The organism is Paenibacillus sp. CMM36, from assembly GCF_053570945.1.
This window is the reverse complement of the sequence record NZ_JBSEDY010000012.1, coordinates 117,014-134,441: the sequence shown is the minus strand read 5'-3', so window position 1 is coordinate 134,441 and position 17,428 is coordinate 117,014. Positions and strand designations below refer to the sequence as shown.

General features: G+C 46.0%; 16 protein-coding genes and 1 riboswitch. Of the genes, 1 reads left to right on the top strand and 15 read right to left on the bottom strand.

Going from position 1 to position 17,428, the window contains the following annotated elements; genetic code table 11:
• Positions 1-16: 16 nt before the first annotated feature.
• The 15 genes from ribB to ACWA2B_RS21100 all read right to left on the bottom strand — a co-directional run bounded on the left by ribB (position 17) and on the right by ACWA2B_RS21100 (position 16,009).
• Positions 17-700, bottom strand: a complete 684-nt coding sequence (gene ribB / locus ACWA2B_RS21170; protein WP_449292595.1) for a 3,4-dihydroxy-2-butanone-4-phosphate synthase — start codon at positions 698-700, stop codon at positions 17-19.
• Positions 701-760: 60 nt separating this feature from the next.
• Entirely contained in the window at positions 761-1,426 is a 666-nt protein-coding gene (ribE, locus tag ACWA2B_RS21165) for a riboflavin synthase (RefSeq protein ID WP_449292594.1), read from the bottom strand.
• Between the two features lie 330 nt (positions 1,427-1,756).
• Positions 1,757-1,930, bottom strand: a riboswitch (FMN riboswitch).
• Positions 1,931-2,001: 71 nt separating this feature from the next.
• Positions 2,002-2,466, bottom strand: coding sequence for an IDEAL domain-containing protein (locus tag ACWA2B_RS21160; RefSeq protein WP_029517301.1), 465 nt, complete (start codon positions 2,464-2,466; stop codon positions 2,002-2,004).
• Positions 2,467-2,685: 219 nt separating this feature from the next.
• Complete coding sequence (locus tag ACWA2B_RS21155) at positions 2,686-4,974, bottom strand: thiamine pyrophosphate-dependent enzyme (RefSeq protein ID WP_449292593.1); 2,289 nt, start codon at positions 4,972-4,974, stop codon at positions 2,686-2,688.
• The gene (locus ACWA2B_RS21150) at positions 4,974-5,987 is read right to left on the bottom strand and encodes a 2-oxoacid:acceptor oxidoreductase family protein (RefSeq protein ID WP_029517299.1); all 1,014 of its coding nucleotides are present in this window, start codon (positions 5,985-5,987) and stop codon (positions 4,974-4,976) included. The genes ACWA2B_RS21155 and ACWA2B_RS21150 overlap by 1 nt, the downstream gene beginning before the upstream one ends.
• A 253-nt stretch (positions 5,988-6,240) precedes the next feature.
• The gene (locus ACWA2B_RS21145) at positions 6,241-6,675 is read right to left on the bottom strand and encodes a peptidylprolyl isomerase (RefSeq protein WP_013310775.1); all 435 of its coding nucleotides are present in this window, start codon (positions 6,673-6,675) and stop codon (positions 6,241-6,243) included.
• Between the two features lie 162 nt (positions 6,676-6,837).
• Entirely contained in the window at positions 6,838-8,205 is a 1,368-nt protein-coding gene (lysA, locus tag ACWA2B_RS21140; RefSeq protein ID WP_069012713.1) for a diaminopimelate decarboxylase, read from the bottom strand.
• A gap of 110 nt (positions 8,206-8,315) precedes the next feature.
• Complete coding sequence (locus ACWA2B_RS21135; RefSeq protein ID WP_029517297.1) at positions 8,316-10,010, bottom strand: spore germination protein; 1,695 nt, start codon at positions 10,008-10,010, stop codon at positions 8,316-8,318.
• A 26-nt stretch (positions 10,011-10,036) separates the two neighbouring features.
• Positions 10,037-10,459: a stage V sporulation protein AB gene (locus ACWA2B_RS21130; protein WP_029517296.1), complete on the bottom strand. Its 423-nt coding sequence runs from the start codon at positions 10,457-10,459 to the stop codon at positions 10,037-10,039.
• Complete coding sequence (locus ACWA2B_RS21125) at positions 10,456-11,109, bottom strand: stage V sporulation protein AA (RefSeq protein ID WP_029517295.1); 654 nt, start codon at positions 11,107-11,109, stop codon at positions 10,456-10,458. The genes ACWA2B_RS21130 and ACWA2B_RS21125 overlap by 4 nt, the downstream gene beginning before the upstream one ends.
• A 176-nt stretch (positions 11,110-11,285) precedes the next feature.
• Positions 11,286-12,041 carry an RNA polymerase sporulation sigma factor SigF gene (gene sigF, locus ACWA2B_RS21120; RefSeq protein WP_023989213.1) on the bottom strand — a complete coding sequence of 252 codons (756 nt, stop codon included), beginning with the start codon at positions 12,039-12,041 and terminating at the stop codon, positions 11,286-11,288.
• 11 nt (positions 12,042-12,052) lie between these two features.
• The gene (gene spoIIAB / locus ACWA2B_RS21115; protein ID WP_029517294.1) at positions 12,053-12,508 is read right to left on the bottom strand and encodes an anti-sigma F factor; all 456 of its coding nucleotides are present in this window, start codon (positions 12,506-12,508) and stop codon (positions 12,053-12,055) included.
• Entirely contained in the window at positions 12,505-12,858 is a 354-nt protein-coding gene (spoIIAA, locus tag ACWA2B_RS21110; protein WP_013310782.1) for an anti-sigma F factor antagonist, read from the bottom strand. The genes spoIIAB and spoIIAA overlap by 4 nt, the downstream gene beginning before the upstream one ends.
• A gap of 96 nt (positions 12,859-12,954) precedes the next feature.
• Positions 12,955-14,148, bottom strand: a complete 1,194-nt coding sequence (locus ACWA2B_RS21105) for a D-alanyl-D-alanine carboxypeptidase family protein (RefSeq protein WP_029517293.1) — start codon at positions 14,146-14,148, stop codon at positions 12,955-12,957.
• Between the two features lie 214 nt (positions 14,149-14,362).
• Positions 14,363-16,009, bottom strand: coding sequence for a glycosyl hydrolase family 28-related protein (locus ACWA2B_RS21100; RefSeq protein ID WP_029517292.1), 1,647 nt, complete (start codon positions 16,007-16,009; stop codon positions 14,363-14,365).
• A gap of 203 nt (positions 16,010-16,212) precedes the next feature.
• On the opposite strand from ACWA2B_RS21100, the gene ACWA2B_RS21095 reads away from it, so the two are divergent.
• Positions 16,213-17,424 (top strand): O-antigen ligase family protein, encoded by a 1,212-nt coding sequence (locus ACWA2B_RS21095; protein WP_449292592.1) that lies wholly within the window; start codon positions 16,213-16,215, stop codon positions 17,422-17,424.
• The last annotated feature ends 4 nt before the right edge of the window (positions 17,425-17,428 follow it).

The following is a 17,428-nucleotide window of genomic DNA, read 5'->3' as shown; positions in this document are numbered from 1 at the left end:
TCTTAATTTAAATTATTTACAATGACAAACGACGACAGTAGTCCACCAAATCCTGAATACTGATCAGCTTCAATTGATGTCGCTTAGCGACCAATGCCAGATCAGGCAGGCGGGCCATTGAGCCATCTTCCTTTATAATTTCACAAATGACTCCAGCAGGCTTGAAGCCACTGAGTCGAGCCAGATCAACAGCCGCCTCCGTGTGACCAGCACGCTGCAAGACACCCCCATCGCGAGCAATCAGCGGGAACATGTGACCAGGCTTGCGGAAATCACTTCCTGTGACTGCTTCGTCTGCCAAGGCGCGTACAGTCAAGGAACGCTCGGCCGCTGAAATCCCCGTTGTTGTCTCCATATGATCTACCGATACCGTAAAGGCAGTACCGTGGAAATCTGTATTTTGCTCTACCATAGGATGCAATTCCAAGGCCTCGGCTCTTTGTCGTGTGATCGGCACACAGACCAACCCGCGACCTTCTGTAATCATGAAATTAATGACCTCAGGCGACGCTTTTTCAGCCAAAGCGATAAAATCGCCTTCATTTTCTCGCTGTTCATCATCCACTACAATGACGACCTTACCGTTTTTTAAGTCCTCCAACGCTTCTTCGATGGAATCCAAACGAATCTCTTCGTCATGTTCCAACTCGCCATGCTCTATGACGTTTGCCATTGCACTTGTTTGGCTACCTCTATCCATAACACTTCCCTCCTTATGTCTTGTGCCACGAATGCTCCTAAACAGGCTTACCATTCAATATCAGGCAAAGCCGTGTTTCGCCAAATAGTCCAAACTGAGAGGAGTTTTTTCTACTCTCTCCGCCTCCGCTGCACCTCTGTAATTTAAAAGCTGTTCTACATATTTGCCCAAAATATCGCATTCGATATTGACGGTATCCCCCTCACGTTTGGCTTGTAAGGCCGTTTCGGATAAGGTGTGGGGAATAATGGATACGGCAAAGGTATCTCCCGTACGCTGTGCGACTGTGAGGCTTATACCATCAATTGTGATTGACCCTTTGAGAAGAATATATTTAAATAATGTTTGATTTTTAGGCTCAATTTCGAACACCACTGCATTCTGGTCTGATGTCACCCCGCGAATCGTTCCCGTCCCGTCCACATGTCCTTGCACGATATGTCCTCCGAACCTTCCACTCGCCGCCATCGCTCGCTCCAGATTGACTCGGCTGCCGGATCTCAACTCTTTCAGATTAGTGCTACGAAAGGTTTCCGGCATCACATCAACCTTAAAGTCTTTCGTACCGATCTGTATCGCCGTCAGGCAAACGCCATTCACTGAGACACTGTCTCCTATTTTTAAATCGCCCAACACCACGGAACCCGAAATCCCCAGCACCATCGCTTCACCGCTTTTGGAAATGGTTTGAATACGACCCACTTCCTCGACCAATCCGGTAAACATGCCTTCACTCCTTTCCACTACATCTCAGTTTATCCCTAATTCATCAGCTATAAGCGCAAAAAACCCCCAGTTCGGATTCAATCCGTCATGGGGGTGATGAGAGTCACATTTGTAGTATACAAGCGCAGTTCATATGCATCTTAAGACGACATGAAATCATAGGTTTGCCAATAGAAAGCATGACTGGGGATACAACCAAATACGCTCAGAACACCCATCAAAAGAAAGCTTAAGAAAGCTATCGCCCGATGCCATCCTACAACGAAATAAGCCGTACGCACAATTGGGTATGCTAAAAATCGGCACATGTCACGTCATGTGCATGCGCTTCGTATCCTTCTCCCATCCAGACTATACTGTCGGTCCCGGATTTGCACCAGGTCCACCTTCTGCTGATCATTCAGCATCCGGGTCACGGACTAAGCCATGCTGTTTCTCACAAAAACGATCCACAAACATGTCATCACCGCCGGTGGGGAATTTCGCCCCGCCCCGAAGGATCTTGCTCTTATTCAGTTGAATTAACATTAAACTTGTTACGTATATTAGCACCGACTTCTAAAAAAAGCAAGTTATCAAATAGAAGCTCCTGCTTTGGTTTTGACATATTGGCTGGAGAGTTCTTCAAACCAGGTTTTATCGTTCATATGAAGCGCCAAGTCAATCAGATCGGCCAGTTCCTCGACTCCCAGCTCTGTTGCATGATCAAAGGTAATTACGGCTGAAGCAACCGGTCCTCGCCCTTCCTCAGAACATGCTTCATAATCCAGTCGCACATCAACATGTCCGTCAATAAACTCGCATTTTAGAAAATAAATAATTTCGCACATTAAAATGGGGCGTACTTGTGTTTCTAACACGCAATCCATCACCTTGGCAGAATAATGCTGGTTCGTCAGCGTAAATTTGTGTTCTGTCGCTGCCAGCGAGGTCCGTCCAAAATCATCCGTAAACTTGAGTTCCACTGGCTTGATGTTCATAACTTTAGGGATTTGCTTCTTTATAATTTCGATTATTTCAACTGTATTCAGCTTAATCATTACCTGCACCTCATTGCATCTTAAAATTCAGAAGAAAACTTTTTAACGTGCCTCTTATAGGCCTCCACTCCTATATCGGAAATCATTACCTGTTTTTTTATGCTTCAACCCATAAACGACAAAAAAGATTCTTTGCGCAATAAGCGCAAAGAATCTTGATCGAGCCACTACAGTAACAGCGGCTAACAATGTTAATCGATGATTATGCAAAAAACAGGATTATAGCTCTGAAATTTCATGTTTCTTTTTCAGGATAGTCCAGCGACGCTCAATCTCCTGTTCAAAGGTCGCCAGCGTAGCCTCCTCCTTAATAAGATGCTTCGTTTTACCCATTAATTTCAGCCATTCAGCAGCTGGAATTCGTTTTCCTTTGTCCTCCGGATTGTACGTAATCGTCGTACTGCCTTGCTCTATTTCGTACAAAGGAAAGAAACAGGACTCGACTGCGGCGCCCACAATGCTGGTACCCAGTCTGTCTTCGGATTTCCAATTCAGCGGACAGGCGCACAGGATTTTACCATAGGCCGTACCCACGTTGTTTGCATACCATTGAGCCTTGGCTGCTTTACGCAGCATATCCTGCGGATGACTTTCAGCAGCGGTAAAAGCATACGGAATGTTACAAGCAGCCATGATTTGCACGGTATCCTTGTGATGCCCTTGCTTTCCTTTTTGCATTTTACCTACACCCGACGTACTGGTCATGTGACCGAGCGGAGTGGAGTAAGATTGCTGTGAACCTGTATTCATGTACCCCTCGTTATCATATTCCAGCATGATTAGCTTATGATTACGCAGAGCCGCACCAATCGCAGAACCCATACCAATATCCATCCCACCGTCACCACTAATCATGATAAAGGTCGGATCGTCCGACATCTCAATTTCATTACGCCGTTTCATTTCCATGTAAGCTTCTAGCGCTCCTGAAAGGGTAGCGGCCCCGTTTTGAAAAAGATTGTGGATCATCGGTTGTTTGTGTGATGTATATGGATACCCTGTCGTCGTCACATATACGCAGCCTGTCTGGAACAGCACGACAATATCCCCTTCAATACCTTTGAAAAACAGTTCCAGCGCAGACAATGCCCCACATCCTGGACAAGCTCCGTGGCCTGGTGAAAGACGCCGTGGTTTGGTTGTCAACGACCGCAAAGGGGGTACTTTGACCTTGAGCTTCCCGGTCTCCTCGTCCGGCGTAACCTGAATCAGACCCGTACGGTAATCATTACCACGTGGCGGCTGCATAACTTGCGGCATCACCTTGTCCGGTGAACCCGAATTAATTCCGTAGTAATCAAAGGGCTTCTCTACTCGTCCGGCCTCTGCCGCCTCGATTGCAAGCTGGAAGAACGCCTCTGCATCTTCTGCATAAAAATCTTTGCCGCCCAAGCCAAAGATACGGCTCAACACGAGTGTCCGATTCAGCGGGTCCTCCTGCAAGGCCGCTTTAATTTCATGCGTTAAATTACCGCCGTCTGCCCCATACGAGTCTGCACGCTCACCTACCAGCAACGCCTTGACATTGCGTAATGCTTCCCGCAGTTGTGCGGCTGGGAACGGTCGGATGATGTTCGGACGTATCACACCAGCTTTAATTCCGCGCGCGCGGAGTTGATCCGCCACATCCTTGGCCGATTCAGCCGCCGAATTCAACAGAAATACCGCAACCTCAGCATCCTCCATTTGATACAGATCTAAAATCGGGTATTCCCGACCGGATAAAGCGGCATATTCTGCTGCTACCTGCTCATATACTCCTTCTGACAGCTTCAGTGCTTCGGACAGCTGAACATGATTATTCGTCAAGTCATCGCCGTTCATATGCGCGCCCACAGTAACAGGATGATCAAAATCCGTAATATTCGGATAATTTAAGTTCGGGTTAGGACCTACAAAACCACGCACGGTCTCAGCATCGGCAAAATATTGCACTTTACGTTTTTGATGGGACGTATAAAAACCGTCATATGCGACCATTACAGGCAGCCGAACATCGCTGTGCTCTGCAATTTTTAGTGCCATAATGTTCATATCATACACAGCCTGTGGTGTACTTGCCGTCAAAATGACCCAGCCTGTATTCAAACCATAGTACAGATCCGAATGATCTCCGCGAATATCTAGGGGACCACTGACAGCTCGTGTCACCAGATTCATAACCATAGGAAAACGGGTACCTGACTGAACAGGTAACTGCTCCAGCATGTACAGGAAACCTTGCGAACTAGTGGCGTTCACCACCCTCGCTCCCGCTGCGGCAGCTCCATAACAAATCCCTGCCGATCCGTGTTCTCCGTCTGCTGCAACCAGCTTAATATTATGCTGACCTCTCGTTCTCATCTGATCTAGATACTGCGCTACCTCGGTAGATGGAGTAATCGGGAAATATCCCATCATATGATAATTAATCTGCGCAGCCGCCATTGCTGCCATTTCATTACCGGATTCGAACGTTGTCACTTGCGCGGCGCCTGTCTGTTTGAGTTCTTCCTCCAGTTTTGCCATTACGCACGCCCTCCTTCATATACCGGAAATTGGTGGGCAACTCGATTCTGTTCAGCCCATCCCCATTGCTCGCGACGCGAGCTTAGTGCCCCCGATGGGCAAATATCTACACATTTCAGACATCCTTTGCAATACTGGTAATCAATCCCTTGCAAAAATGGCATCATTCTTCCGCGTTTGTCTGCTTGCTCTTCCCATACAAAACAGTAATCCGGGCAAATCGAATCACACTTGGCACAATGGGTACATTTATCAACTTCATATTCAGGCACATACCCCTGACGTGAACCACTAACATCTCTCGTTATGCTGTTTCCCTGAGTTGCAATAACGCCCCCCAGTAATTGCGTTTCGTATCCCAGCAATGGCTGCGGACGTTCAAAAACCCGATCCTGCGCGTCATCAGTAACCGGATATACGTGCAGTTCCATTTCATCATAACCACGGTTAAACGTACGCAGATTAGGTTCCACTAACAGTGGATTTTTCTTTTCAAAGGTACTGCGTATAACCGATCTCATCGCTTCCGGGTCCAGGAAGTCACAGACACGGAACAAGGCACCGAGCATGGACGTATTTAGTTTGGTTCGCTCTTCCAGTGCGATGCCCATCGCATCCACCACCGCTAATGTTCCGGATACCAGTCCCAAATCAGCCCGTATTTCTTCTGCTGGACGCGTGGAATTAACCACTACAATCCCATCCGCTGGCAGTCCGCTGATTACATTTACCGTTTTGTATAACGTTTCATGGAAAATGCCTACCACATGCGGTTGCTCAATCGGACTGTGATCCCGAATATCGACTTCTGGCTCACAGAAACGGACGAAACTTTTAACCGGAGTTCCCTTTTTTTCCGAACCGTAGGACGAAAAATTTGAAGCATTCAGCCCCAAACCAAGCACCCCGGTTTCGGCCAACATTTTGCCAGCCAGATTAGCGCCGAGTCCACCAATGGATTCCAGCCGGATTTCAAAAAATCCGAGTCGATTTGTGCTCGTTAAAATAGACAATGTGATAAGCCCCCTTCTTTTCCAATCCTTAACGAGTTTGAATACTCATATAAAAAAAAATTGGAAATTGCATTCTTATGAAAAGGCTATCACAACACTTACTTTTCGAATGTGATCTTACGCACTGTAATGCCTACGTGATTGCGAAAATCAATAAACCGTCAAACAAAAGACAACAAAAGCCGCCCTGTCCAAAGACAGAACGGCTTAGGTGCAACGCTATTAAAAAAAGATCATGTAATTAACGGTAAAATTACACGTCAAATACTTTAACCTCTTTCATTTTGTCGCCTTGCTTTACAGCATCAATGAATTCCATACCTTTGGTTACTTTACCAAATACAGTATGTACTCCATCTAAATGTGGTTGTGGAGCGTAGCAGATAAAGAATTGGCTGCCACCTGTGTTGCGACCTGCATGAGCCATGGACAGAACGCCTTTGGCATGCTTTGTTGTATTCGTAGCTGTTTCACAGTCAATCGTGTAACCAGGACCGCCTGTACCGTTACCGATCGGACAACCACCTTGAGCAACAAAGCCAGGAATGACACGGTGGAAGCTCAAACCGTTGTAGTAACCGCTGTTTGCCAGCTTTTCAAAGTTAGCAACGGTGTTTGGAGCTTCCTCTGGGAAAAAGTCAATTTCGACGATACCGCCGTTTTCAAGATCTATTCTACCTTTTTTCATTGTTTGTATCTCCTTTTCAACCTGTTTTGAGAACTAAATAACATCAAGTTCCAGTTTACTATGAATTGCCGCGCTTAGCAAAGTCTTGTCCAAAAAAAAGGGCCATTGACCCCGGTATATGATTACCGACTCAATGGCCTGCTTGATCTTACAATGTTAAAATCAGGACGAAACCGTAATCTTGGCGTTGGGCTGAACCGCCGGACTGGCTTGATCACGAACCAAGCGCTGTGGCACAACATCGTTGCGTACGATATCTTCGTAGGTTTCCCGACGCACCACCAACTCGGCCTCACCGTTGTTGACAAATACAACTGCAGGTCGACGTATTCGGTTATAATTACTCGCCATCGAGTAATTGTAGGCTCCGGTTGAGGCAACAGCGAGCAAGTCGCCGCTATTTATACGAGGCAGCTCTACATCCCAAATCAGCATATCGCCGCTTTCGCAGCATTTGCCCGCAATGGACACCGTCTCTTCGTTCGTATCCTGCGCTCGATTAGCCAGCATCGCTTCATACTTGGCCTGATACAGTGCAGGGCGTGGATTATCTGTCATCCCACCATCTACCGAAACATATTTACGTACTTGCGGAATATCCTTGATGCTTCCTACTGTATATAAGGTCGTGCCTGAATCGCCTACAATACTGCGTCCCGGCTCAATCCAAATTTCTGGAAGTTCATCGTAAAGTCCTGAAAAATAAGTTTTCACCGCTTCGCCGATAGCCTGCACATAGGTGGAAACTTTCAGCGGTGTGTCCTCCTCTGTGTAGCGAATGCCAAATCCCCCACCCAGATTAATCACTTTGAAAGAAAACTGAAGCTGTTCCTTAATTTCTCTGGAAAAAGCTGCAACCCGTTCAGCAGCCATTTGGAAGCCATTCACTTCGAATATTTGCGAACCGATATGAGAATGTACCCCCAGCAGGTTAAGATGATCTAGCTTGATAGCCTGTTCCACTGCTTGGCGTGCTGTACCGTTCCCAATGTCAAAGCCAAATTTCGAATCTTCTTGACCTGTGGCCATATATTCATGCGTGTGCGCCTCAACCCCTGGTGTAACCCGCAGTAAGATATTCACCTGCTGTTCCTTCTCAGAGGCAAGGGCCTGCAACAAATGCAACTCCATTTCGCTATCGACGACGAAGCAACCAATTTGCGCATCTAACGCCATTTCAATTTCTTCCGGTGTTTTGTTATTGCCGTGAAAATGGATTCGTTCTGCCGGGAACCCTGCTTGTAGCGCAGTAAATAATTCTCCACTGGAAACAACGTCAAGCGACATCCCTTCTTCAGCAGCTAAAGCGCACATCGCCATAACACAAAACGCTTTGCTTGCATAAGCAACTTGAAACTTCAATCCAGTTTCACGAAAAGCTTCTATGAATTCCCGGCAACGCCGGCGGACTAACTGTTCGTCAACAATATATAGCGGCGTGCCAAAACGCTCTTTCAAAAGCGTTGTATCACAACCGCCGATCTCCAAATGTCCATTGCTGTTAATTTTACTGCTTCCATGCAAATACATGTTCTGGCGCCTCTCTTTCTGGAACAAGCTAGTCATATTCCATCGAATGTTTACACCAGTATAGCAAAAAAAACATCAAGAACAATGGATTTTTATGCAGATCATTTATATTAATGCTCCTGTCCATTGCCTGAGTTCGAATCTGTGTCGGCATCCGTATGGGGCATACGCGTATTGTCCCTCGTTTTGTTAGATGACGGGCGGTTAGCCGCATCTAGTACAGGCATACGGAACAAGATGGAAGCTAACGCTTTGGCATTAAAAGGAATGAACGGCCACAAATACGAAGAATTATATGACCGATGCAGCGTCAGCATCAAAATGATCAGTGTCGTACCCACGACAAAGCCCGGTACGTGAAAAATCGCAACAGCAACCAGCAGGAATAGTCGAATCAGTCTATTTGCCAGCCCCAGCTCGTAGCTCGGTGTTGCGAACATTCCTATGGCAGCGACAGCCATATACAGCACGACCTCATTCACGAAAAGTCCCGTCTTAACCGCTATATCACCGACCAGAATGGCTGCGATCAAGCCCATAGCGGAAGCCAGTGGTGTCGGAGTATGCACAGCCGCCATTCGCATGAGATCGACCCCTAGTTCCACGATGATAAACTGTGCAATCAGCGGAAGATGTGCTTCCTTTTGAGGACCAATAAAATCAAGAAAAGCTGGTTTTAATTCGGGATTGATGACCATTAGCAGCCACATCGGAAGCAGAAACATTGAGGCGAATATGCCTAAAAAACGTACCCACCGCAAATAACTTCCCATAAAAGCGGTTTGCCGATTTTCTTCTGCATGCTGACACAAGTCAAAAAAAGTGGTAGGCAAGATCATCACGCTGGGTGAGGTATCTACGAAAATAACGAGTCTCCCTTCCATAATATGCGATGCCACGACATCTGGTCGCTCCGAATATCGTACTAATGGATATGGATTCCAACCTTTATTGATAATCGTCTCCTCTAATTGCTTATCGGCCAGCGGAATACCATCCAAATTAACATTTTTAATTTTGTCTCGTACAGTATCCACCATCACCTTATCTACAATATCGTCAATATAGCCCAAGCATACGTCCGTTCGAGTTCGGCGTCCGACCTGCATAGCCTCAAATTTAAGTCCTGGGTCCCGCAAACGCCGGCGTACCAGACCTACATTTGTAAGCATTGTTTCAGTAAACCCGTCGCGGGCACCGCGCACAACCCGCTCCAAAGAGGGTTCCTCTGGACTACGCACCGGATAATTACGGGTATCCAGAATAAGGGAAAAACGTTCACCTTCCATGAAAAAGGCACTCATCCCCGTCAGTACCTTGTTAATGACGACTGACATCTTATCTGTCTTCTCCACCTGAATATGTGGAATAAAGTTTTCGAAATACGCTTGTAGTCCATCGGAAGAGAGATTATCCGGCGTCAGATAGGTGAGCCGCTTTAGCACTTCAAGCATAATTTGATCCTTCGCAAAGGTATTCAGGAACAGATATCCAGTATGACGCCCTCCCAGTGTCATTTCCCTGAATACGACATCAAAGGTCTCCCCCAAACCTAATACTGTTTCAAGTGTATTCTTGTTATCCTTCATCCTCGGCGATATATTATCTTCGGCCTGCCAGTAGCGAACGGACTCCTCTACGTTATCAGATCGCTCACTCTCTTTTTTGTGTTTAAAACGTGCAGATTCCTGCGCCTGCTTTTCCTGCCATGGACTCAACTTTTCTTCGCCAGTATGATATTCCCTTCCGATTACCCCGTCTTCTTGATGCTGCTCCCGATGCTCTTGATCCGCTCTGTGATCCATATTCCTTGTCCCCTTCGCTTTCGTTGTTAACGGTTGTATACAAACCAGTCAAATAAGGAACCCGTCACCTTACCAAGCACCATTGCCATTAGCAGACCGAGCATATACACGGTCATGTGGAGTCGCTTGGCGAGTATAGGCAGGAGATTTAATACCTCCGTTAAAGCCGCGGCGAGCAAACCAATAAACACTCCGCAAAATAGCCCAGGTATCCATGTAAATATGCCCGGTAGTGGCAAACAAATGTTCCAAAAATCGACCACAGTCCCCAGCACTGAACCTATAATCATTGCCTTTTCGTATGCACGTGATTTTTTATACGTACGGGTGAGTTGAGCTAATCGCGGCATGATATCCAGCACAATAAAAAAAGCAATTACACCGCTACCCACCGCAAGGCCCCCAGCAATACCTAAAATAATCTGAAGTGCAGCCTGTACAAATATCATGGTTTCTTAGCCTTTGTCTGCAGACGGGCCATCTTTTCATATTCCTCTGCCACAACATACTGATCCACATTTTCCTGGTACAGATACATTTCCACCTCCAGCGGTGTCGGCTCCTCGTTCCAATTTTTCTTGAACAAGTGATTAAAAAAAACGATCATGCCAAAGCCGATGCCGATTGAGTAAGCAATTTGAAACAGGTACGGATGCTCATCCTTATGTCCCGTAATCATCTCCACAATCCGAACCTGTACTTCCATCATGCTAACGTCGGCATGAAAATTCATAATTGTCAGCGCAGAGCCAAAAAACAGAAGCACCCATACCAAAACAAACAGTATTTTGGACGGCTTACGGGGTTTCTCCACGAGTTCGACAAGTACATGCGGCTTCCCAAGAGATTCAACTACGACCCCCGGAATATGATCTCTAATTTTTGCTATGATCTGCAGCATATCTATCAGTATCAGATTACCGTCCTGGTGCTGCGGCCGCTTGAGAACAAGCTCAAGCAGTTCCTTTTCCCATTCAGGATTAGTCAGCAAATTGGCTACATCACCCAAATGTAAATCCTGTCCTTGTATCATGCGGACACGGCTGCGGAGCCGCAAGTAGACAATAGGAGCTACTGTAGGAGCCGGAGTATGAGTCATCCGATCCCCTCCTTATCCTCGTAATTATCAGTTAGTATGGAACGAAGCAAGGAAACCTATTCTGTGTATTGTCTTTTATCCCACGCAAAAAAGAGTACCCCTGACCATTAAAATGGCTTTGGAATACCCTTTAAAAATACGTAAGCATAAGGATTTCACTAAGATCCTGACTGTTATTATTGGGCAATCTGATCGCGGATCAGTTGTAAAATCTTTTTTTCCAGCCGTGATACCTGCACCTGAGAAATACCAAGCCGACTTGCAACCTCTGATTGCGTCTGATCCCGGTAATAGCGCAGGTACACAATCAACCGCTCCCGCTCAGATAGTCCGCCAATGGCCTCATTGAGTGCCAGCTTGTCAAACCATCTTTCCTGGGATTCGTCAGCAATCTGATCCATAAGTGTAATCGGATCACCGTCATTTTCGAACACCGTTTCGTGAATTGAAGTAGGCGGCTTATTGGCCTCCTGCGCAAAAACAACGTCCTCTGGCGTCACTCCCAGCTCATCAGCAACTTCCTTGACTGTAGGCAGGCGGTTGAGCCGTTTGGATAGCTCGTCCTTCATTTTGCGGACCTTATTGGCCGTTTCCTTCAAGGAACGGCTAACCTTGAGTGTACCGTCATCACGCAAGAACCGTTGAATCTCACCGATAATCATCGGTACTGCATATGTTGAAAATTTGACTTCGTAGCTGAGATCGAATTTATCCACCGATTTTAACAAGCCAATGCAACCAATTTGAAAAAGATCGTCAGGTTCATACCCCCGGTTCATAAAGCGCTGCACGACAGACCAGACGAGCCGGATATTACTATTGACCAGTGTCTCACGAGCCTCATTATCACCGGATTGACTCAATGCAATAAGCCGCTTGACTTCCGCATCCTCTAAATAGCTGTGCGAAGTTTTTTTTCCTCCTGCTTCCATAGGATCAACTCCTAATTATATAAAGCTTTCTTGGATTCAATCCTTTTCTTCATCCGGACCGACGTGCCTCCGCCCGGCTCACTGACTGCTTCAAACTCATCCATGAAATTTTCCATAATTGTAAAGCCCATGCCGGAGCGTTCCAATTCAGGTTTGGACGTATATAAAGGCTGCTTGGCGAGTTCTAGATCCTCAATTCCTCGGCCTGCGTCCTCAACAACCAACGTGATCACGTCCGCTTCAATCCCGACTCTAATCGTTACGACACCTGACGGGTCGCTGTCATAGCCGTGAATGATACTGTTTGTCACCGCTTCAGACACCACGGTTTTCAAATCACTTAGCTCATCCATTGTGGGATCAAGCCTGGAAATAAAGGCCGCGACAGCCACACGAGCAAATGCTTCATTCTCGGATTTTGCAGCAAACTGCAAGCTCATGAAATTGTTACCCGTGCCTTCTCTCATGACACTACCTCCAGTTCCGTGAGCGCATTTCCCTCGTTGTCATAAATGGGCATGATTTTGAACAGCCCTGACATATCCAGCAGTCGGTGTACTGGCGGATTGACATCACAGACTGCCATTTTTCCGCCCTTTTGCTTGATCAGTTTGTACCGTCCCAAGATAACGCCAAGGCCGGAGCTATCCATAAACTGAAGATTCTTCAGGCTGAGCACAATATGCTCGCATTGCCGGCGCTGAATCGCCTCATCCATTTGCATACGGACCATGTCCGACGTATGGTGATCAAGCTCACCAGACAGCCTTACAATCAGTACCCCCCGGTGATGCTCCATTTCAATTTGCAGGTTCATGCTTGCTCACTCTCCTCCCGGTCTTGGACAAGGATTTCTACGTAGCCGCAGACGATTCCTGCCCTCCGACAAAACTAGAAGAAAACCCCGTAAAATCTACAAAGAAAATAGGTTCGACATGGTACGTTTAAACAATTTCCACCATCCGGCCTTCTCGATAGCCACAGGCGAAGTGATATTAAACTCCTTAAGCCGTTGTCCATCCTGATAGACGACCAGCTTACCAACTGGATCACCAGCCCGGACAGGAGCTTTGAGGCTTGGGGCCAGTTGCAATTCATGACGCAACGTTTGTTTGTTGCCACCTTTTTTCACCAGCACACTGTAAGAACGATCAGCCTGAATTTTCAGCTCTGGCAACACGCCTTTTTCAACTTTTACGCTGCCCAGCAATTCACCCGGCTTGTATATGGATTTCATTGTATATTGAGAAAATGCATAGTCGAACATGGAAGACACTTCATTGTTGCGTATCTTCGTATTTGGCTCCCCGAGCACGACAGCCACGACACGCAAGCCATCACGCTTCGCGGTAGCGGAAAGACAGAACTTTGCTTCTGCCGTATAGCCTGTTTTCAGCCCGTCTGCTCCAGTATAGAAACGGACAAGTTTATTCGTATTCACCAGCCAAAAGGGCTTGACTGAGGACTTACGCAAATAGTCCTGATAGGCTCCCGTATATTTCGTAATTTGCGGGTATTTCAACAACTCCCGACTCATAACCGCAATATCATGCGCAGAAGAATAGTGATTCTCTACGGGTAAACCGTTGCAATTGGCAAAATGCGTATCCTTGAGCCCGAGTTGCTGCACCTTGGCGTTCATCATCTCAACAAATGCCTGCTCAGACCCTGCAAGTTTCTCAGCCATCGCCACAGAGGCGTCGTTGCCTGAAGCCATCGCAATTCCCTTCAGCATCTCATCGACCGTCATTTCTTCTCCCGGCTCCAAGAAAATTTGCGAGCCCCCCATTGAAGATGCATATTCGCTGGCACGAACTTTATCGGTCAGCTTAAGCTTGCCATCCTGAATGGCCTCCATTGTTAGCAACATCGTCATAATCTTGGTGATGCTCGCTGGAGGAAGCTTTTCACGACTGTTTTTTTCATAGATGACTGTGCCCGTATCTGCATCCATCAGGATCGCCGAGAGAGCCTGGGGAGCTAGCTCAGCCGCTGATCCCTCTTTGGTTTTGCTATCAGGTATGCTTTCTTCGGCCCAACCGCCGACAGGGACGGCAGTCAAGGCTACCAGGCAAGCCAGGATGAACGCCACCACTTTTTTCTTCACAATCGGTTCCCTCCTCAACATATTGGCGTAAACCACCGGAGCCTATTTACTTACTCCTCCGGCCTATTCGCTGTGCTGCTAACCATTGTCGTCAGAATGAAAGAAAAATATTCCATATGACTAAAAACATCAAATAGCACCAAGCTGAGTCAGCATGGTGCGCATTTTCCAATATCTAAAATGACAGAACATCTATCGTCTGTGAAATAATTGTTTAAATTCGGCTTACGGTGAGATATGTGATACCTCCACCTGGTAGAATATCCATTGCATTTTGACTGAACACCCGTATATCAATAAAAGAATTCGCTTCCAGTCTAAGTTCCATTGCTCCACTCAATGCACTATAGTTCAGTCCGCCAATTATCCTGTCATCGAGATAAGCATAGGCGGAACTCCCGGCAAGCTGCTCATCATTCAAGTGAAGTGCTAACCGTGTACGGTTTCCATCAACTTGGGGATCGGTCGAAATGTAGACTTGTATTCTGTATTTCCCAGCTCGCTTGGCTCGCCATCGACTATTCACCGCATCGAATTCGATCAGCTCATCCTGGTTGATTTGATTGAACTTCACCTTCTGCCAACTACCTGCCGGAAGATTTTGTCTCGCTCCCAGGTAGGCTTTAACAAAGGTTTCGTCCAAATGCTCAATTCCGTTGTTCGAGTATTTCTCGACCAGCAGCAAAGCCTGCCCTGTCCCATTATTCTCGTCATAACGATTATTGTTATAGTTAAAATCCAAATGTGAGCGAAGTGTCACCTGCTGTGTGGAAGAACTACCAGAGAAAGAAATAAGCTTTTTTAGATTACGGGGATACCCTCCCACCTCGTCCACCAAAACTTTTTTGCCAATGACCACATCTACAAAATAGTTACATACGGATTGGGTATCATTGAATTTATCCGCTATCGCTAAAATGGAGTCACGCAATGCCACATTTTTGGTTTCTTTAGTAGCACCAATTTGAATAAAAGAAGGTACTGTCATCTTATGCTCTCTGCTTAGTCCCTCAAACCAGCAGCCTATAAATTCAGCGTTCATAAAATCATTAATGAGAATGGGAATATCATTGGAACTTCCATCCTTAATGTGCTGGCTAGCCAAAAATCTAGCCCCGTTGGAGCTATTCAGATCCAATGCCGTATCGTTCCCCAATGTAAAAAGCGCTATGCTAGTAAACTGTGAACTTCTATTCTGCAAGTGAATCCCTGTTTTATTGTAATTAATCTCTGTGCATTTAAATAAATTGACATCACTTTCGTAGCCCCAAAAAGCCGTTTCGAAATGCTCAATTAGGACATTATCCAGGGCAACTCCGCCGCCCTTCCAATCCTGAATACCCAAAGTACCTTTACCATAATATCCACGCTTCACCGACTGCGAAAACGGATTATTTAATGTGGCTCTGTCAGCCCCCTCGTACCGGATCGATAAGTCATGAAACTGCACATTTTGAAATCCGCTAAACGTTGGTAGACTTTCATCTCCAATTTGAAAACAAGGGCCCGTACCATAATATTCAATCGACGTAACCCCTTTGCCTTGTCGGTATCTGCCCTTATGAATGCCAAAAATGCGTACACCCTGCTTGCGAATCTGTAGGGTAGAGGTTATTTTGTATCGTCCACTGGGAATGTGAAGAATAGAATAATCGGGGGTCTTATTAATCAATTCCTGCAAAGCTGCCGTATCATCCTGAATACCATCACCAGCAGTTCCAAACCAGCTTACGTTTACACTGCGTTCAATGAATTCTTTTTCAATGGTTTTAAAATTTTCATTTAATTGCTGCGGCGTTAACTCTTTGCCCGTACCACTCAAATTCAACTTCAAACGGTCTGTAAAAAAATGATCCGCCACCCGAACACCCCCATGTTTAAAAACGTAAAAAGTTCCTCTTTGACCAGCCGAAGAATCCTTCATTTTCTTAGCATGGACTGAGTATATGCACAAGAGGGCTTGCTCTAGGCGTGGGAAAAATGAAAATAAATATTTTATTATTATTGTACAAGAAGATACGTTTTGTATATTATAGATACATAACGTATCTAGGCGGTGGAACCGTGAAACATATACTTACAGTAGCTGGTTTACTGGCTTTTTCGATTCCCTATGCTTGTCAGGGTTTGTCTCCCAGAGTTATCACGATTTCCCTGCTCATCTTGTTGTTTAGCTATATCATGCTACTACCTTCACTCAGATCATTGATCGCAACCTTAGCCGACAATCCGTTGCTGACTTTACTCATGCTGTACATCGCTGCCTCCTGTTTGTGGGCTGAACAAGAGCAGACCTCTTCCTTGCTGATGGTTCTCAAATTTCTTGCCTTCTCTACCTTTGGGCTCTATTTGGCCACCCATTATACAATACAGGGCTGCATTCGTCTCTTAGTCGTTACGTTAAGTATTTTGAGCATACTCAATTTACTCGCCGTTTTGCTCGTTCCCTCCTTTGCTATTCATGGTGGCGTGGAACATACTGGGCTATGGAAGGGCATCTCTGGTCATAAAAATACACTCGGAACTCTCTCTCTGTTAGGTTTTGTTTCACATGTCATTTACTTTTTCAGGGGTAAACATAAAGTTTTGCATATTGGCTTCATCTTACTCAATGCCTTATTGCTCATCAAGTGCCAATCTACCACCTCTTTGATGCTGACATCTTCGTTCTTCGTATTTATATTGTTTATATTGCTATTCAAGAGAATCCGAAGCATTGCGTTGCGTGGTTTCTTCATTAGCTGTTCCTGCTTACTCGTTCTTTTGGGTTTGGTGTTCACCTTTACTTTTGGAGATGCGATTGCGTCGGAATTCGGAAAAACAACGACCTTAACTGGAAGAACGGAAATCTGGCAGGGGATTGCTGGTGCGATTCAGAGCCATTACTGGTTCGGACATGGTTATGGCTCCTACTGGGCAGCCCGGCCCAGTATCTATGCGAATGGAATTCGTTTTGATCTGACAAGCAGCCATAGCGGTTTCCGAGATCTGTGGATCGATGTGGGCCTTACAGGACTACTGGCAACCATTACACTCGCCATAACCACTTTATTTAAATTTAGAATTGGCAAAGCAGATATGTATACATGGCTGACGGCAGCTGTTTTTTTCCTGTTTATCATATTGAACAATATAACGGACAGCCGTTTCCTGAACTCGCTATCCATTTACTGGATTATTTTTATGGTTATTGTGATCAAGGTGCAAGAACGACATAAACTGGCTGTAGCAGAAAAAGCGAATTCAACTGCATTGAGCACACAGCCTCTCCATTAGGAGA

Bases quoted from the DNA above. Each gene is read 5' to 3' on its own strand.
- ribB (WP_449292595.1), bottom strand. From the start codon at position 700: ATGGATAGAGGTAGCCAAACAAGTGCAATGGCAAACGTCATAGAGCAT.
- ribE (WP_449292594.1), bottom strand. From the start codon at position 1,426: ATGTTTACCGGATTGGTCGAGGAAGTGGGTCGTATTCAAACCATTTCC.
- ACWA2B_RS21160 (WP_029517301.1), bottom strand. From the start codon at position 2,466: ATGATTAAGCTGAATACAGTTGAAATAATCGAAATTATAAAGAAGCAA.
- ACWA2B_RS21155 (WP_449292593.1), bottom strand. From the start codon at position 4,974: ATGGCAAAACTGGAGGAAGAACTCAAACAGACAGGCGCCGCGCAAGTG.
- ACWA2B_RS21145 (WP_013310775.1), bottom strand. From the start codon at position 6,675: ATGAAAAAAGGTAGAATAGATCTTGAAAACGGCGGTATCGTCGAAATT.
- lysA (WP_069012713.1), bottom strand. From the start codon at position 8,205: ATGTATTTGCATGGAAGCAGTAAAATTAACAGCAATGGACATTTGGAG.
- ACWA2B_RS21135 (WP_029517297.1), bottom strand. From the start codon at position 10,010: ATGGATCACAGAGCGGATCAAGAGCATCGGGAGCAGCATCAAGAAGAC.
- ACWA2B_RS21130 (WP_029517296.1), bottom strand. From the start codon at position 10,459: ATGATATTTGTACAGGCTGCACTTCAGATTATTTTAGGTATTGCTGGG.
- ACWA2B_RS21125 (WP_029517295.1), bottom strand. From the start codon at position 11,109: ATGACTCATACTCCGGCTCCTACAGTAGCTCCTATTGTCTACTTGCGG.
- sigF (WP_023989213.1), bottom strand. From the start codon at position 12,041: ATGGAAGCAGGAGGAAAAAAAACTTCGCACAGCTATTTAGAGGATGCG.
- spoIIAB (WP_029517294.1), bottom strand. From the start codon at position 12,508: ATGAGAGAAGGCACGGGTAACAATTTCATGAGCTTGCAGTTTGCTGCA.
- spoIIAA (WP_013310782.1), bottom strand. From the start codon at position 12,858: ATGAACCTGCAAATTGAAATGGAGCATCACCGGGGGGTACTGATTGTA.